The sequence below is a fragment of the Oleiphilus sp. HI0123 genome, assembly GCF_001635315.1.
Genome location: NZ_LWGE01001303.1, coordinates 1 through 2,824, shown reverse-complemented (window position 1 = coordinate 2,824; position 2,824 = coordinate 1). Strand labels below are relative to the sequence as shown.

The 2,824-nt window shown below is 44.9% G+C and carries 4 protein-coding genes; 1 reads left to right on the top strand and 3 read right to left on the bottom strand.

The features are described 5' to 3' along the window. Window positions 1-336 (top strand): methyltransferase domain-containing protein (locus tag A3761_RS15815; RefSeq protein ID WP_156490546.1); only part of this gene is annotated, 336 nt, incomplete at its 5' end. Window positions 337-365: 29 nt separating this feature from the next. On the opposite strand, the gene cobO is transcribed toward A3761_RS15815, so the two are convergent. The 3 genes from cobO to A3761_RS15800 form a co-directional block, all read right to left on the bottom strand. Beyond that, on the bottom strand, window positions 366-974 hold the full coding sequence (gene cobO / locus A3761_RS15810) for a cob(I)yrinic acid a,c-diamide adenosyltransferase (protein ID WP_082865318.1): 609 nt from the start codon (window positions 972-974) through the stop codon (window positions 366-368). A gap of 39 nt (window positions 975-1,013) precedes the next feature. After that, the gene (locus A3761_RS15805) at window positions 1,014-1,874 is read right to left on the bottom strand and encodes a cobalamin-binding protein (RefSeq protein WP_082865058.1); all 861 of its coding nucleotides are present in this window, start codon (window positions 1,872-1,874) and stop codon (window positions 1,014-1,016) included. A 9-nt stretch (window positions 1,875-1,883) separates the two neighbouring features. Next, window positions 1,884-2,824 (bottom strand): iron ABC transporter permease (locus tag A3761_RS15800; RefSeq protein WP_068750473.1); only part of this gene is annotated, 941 nt, incomplete at its 5' end.

The window sequence follows — 2,824 nt, the reverse complement described above, 5'->3', positions numbered from 1 at the left end:
AAGGGCTTTAACGTAGAAGAGTACGATCCTTTCTACATGCCAGACAAAAGCCCTTTAAGTGGCCGCTACGACTTTATTACCAGTACAGAGGTTGTCGAACATCTGAGCAAGCCAAAAGAGGTATTTGAGCTCTTGTTTAAGATGCTGAAAAAGAAAGGAGTCTTGGGCATTATGACAAAACAACCCCCAAAGCAAGGCATCGTGAATTGGCAGTATACGAAAGACCCAACTCACATCAGCTTCTATTCCGTTAAAACCTTTCAATATATTGCTGCATTGTTCGACTGCCAGCTAGAGGTCATCTCTTACGACACAGTATTGCTAATCAAAAGATAAAACAGTACTCATTTACTTTTGCTCAGCGCCTAATAATCAACCCCTTCACGAGCCTTAACGCCCGCCTTATAGGCGTGCTTGATCTCTTTAATCTCTGATACCGTATCAGCTAACTCCTGCAACGCAGAGCCACCACCTCGTCCGGTAACAATCACGCTTTGCTCAAAAGGCCTATCTCGCAAAGCAGAAAGAATTCGTTCTTCTTCGAGGTATTTATAGGCAATCATATAGGTCAGCTCATCCAGCACGACCAAGTTGTAGCTGTCATCTGCAAGCATTTTCTCCGCTACCTTCCAGGTTTTTTCGGCCGCTTCGATATCTGCTTCTCGATCTTGCGTGTTCCAGGTAAAGCCAGTCCCCATTTGATAGAAGTCTACATCTGGCAATTTGTTTTTTAAGTAAAGCTCTTCACCTGAAAGCTGTGCCCCCTTGATAAACTGTACTACTCCAACCTTATGGTCATAGCCCAAGGCCCGCAAAACCATGCCAAAAGCAGAACTGCTCTTTCCCTTGCCATTTCCTGTAAGCACTATTAAGACACCACGTTCAATATTGGCTGCCTCGATATTAGCGTCTACATTGGCCTTTTGTTTTTGCATCTTCTTTTTATGTGAAGCATTTTTATCTTGCTTTTCCAAGGTCGTACTCCTTCAGGAAGGTAGGTTAGATTATTTATTTTATGAGCGGGCTCTGACTTGATCTAAAGCACTGCAAACGGACTTCATTCCATCAATCACGCGAAGTGAAAAACGATGCATTACGTCACCATTCACGGAAAATATATGCTGATTTCTTACTGCTGGAATCTCGCGCCAGGTAGCCCATTGTTGTGCATCGCCCAATTCTGCACCATGATGCGAAGGAACAATGATCACTTTAGGTTTCGCCTTGAGAATAACCTCTAGACTCACTTGCGGATAATCTAGCGAAGTATCATCAAATATATTTACTCCACCACAACTCGTTAAAATTTCATTGATCCAGCTGCCCGCACCTATCGTTCTTAAGGGCTCATTCCACAACTGGTAAAAGAAGCTTATTGGCGCTTTATGATGATTCTCTTTCTGTATGCCCTGCCAGTCTTGCTTAAACGTTGCAACGAGCTCCGCGGCTTTCGCATTCAGCCCAGTCAAGGCCCCCAGCTCTATGATTTCCGTTTCAATATCTGCCATACGCTTGGTTTCACTACGATAGACCTTTAAGCCCAAGCGTTCTAGGCGATCAATATCACCGGCAGGATTGCCTCCTTCCCAAGCAACAATCAAGTCCGGTTTTAAGGCGAGCACACTCTCAAGTTGAATCCCATTGTAACCACCGACCTGAGGTATTCTCTTAGCTTCATCAGGAAAATCAGCATAGCTTGTCGTTGCTACGATTCTACTTCCAGCACCTAGAGAAAATAATAACTCAACTGAGTGTGGAGAAAGCGCTACGATTCGCTTTGCAACAAAGGGTGCGTGGGAAGTTTCGTCACTATGAGACAAGGAAGCTTGAAAAGCCAAGACTAGCAAAAGCAATAAATTAAGTACTCTGAACATAAGCACGATTTACCATCCTCGACGACGAAGAACCAGAAGAAAGAAGGCACTACCAATTGCTGCTGTAATGACACCAACGGGTAGCTCATTATTATCGATCAAGGTACGTGCAAGCACATCAACCCATACCATGAAACAACCACCCAATAATACACACGCCGTTAAAACGTGCTTACTCCGGCGCTCTAGCAACCTTCTAACAATATGGGGCACCATTAAACCAACAAAGCCTATGCCACCACAATTTGCAACCAACGTTGCCGTTAACAAAGAACTAAGCAATAACATAGAAATTCGCAAACGCTTTACATCCACTCCTAATGCGGTCGCACTTTCATCCCCCGCAAGCATGACACGCAAACGCCGGTGATTGGCAAAAAATATTGCGATACAAATAAGAATAACTAAAGACGGCATCCATAATGCTCCCCAGTGAGCTTTACTAAAACTACCCATAGTCCAAAAAATAAGCGATGCAACGGCTTGAGCATCAGCCATATATAAAACCAAGCTCGTTGCCGCGCTGAACATAAAAGAAACCGCAACGCCGGCTAATAACATTCGTTCAATTTGCGCCCCCATACCCGAAAGAGAGATAACCAGAATAACCGACACAGCACTGCCAATAAACGCTCCAGCAGTGATACCGAGATCATACAGACCAGCATCACTTAGCATTGAACTAGCTCCACCTGCGGCAATGACCAGCACAGCGCCAAATGAGGCGCCTGAGGAAATACCAAACAAATAAGGGTCAGCCAGCGGATTTCGAGTAACCGTTTGCAGAACTGCACCGGCTAAAGACAAACCAGCCCCCGCAAAGAAAGCAAGTATCAGGCGTGGAAGACGCAGATCGAGTAGTACTTGCTCATGGATAGGGTCTGCCGATGCCTCACCCGTAATAACACTAATGATTTCGGCATACGATATATTGATAGGCCCAAAACCCA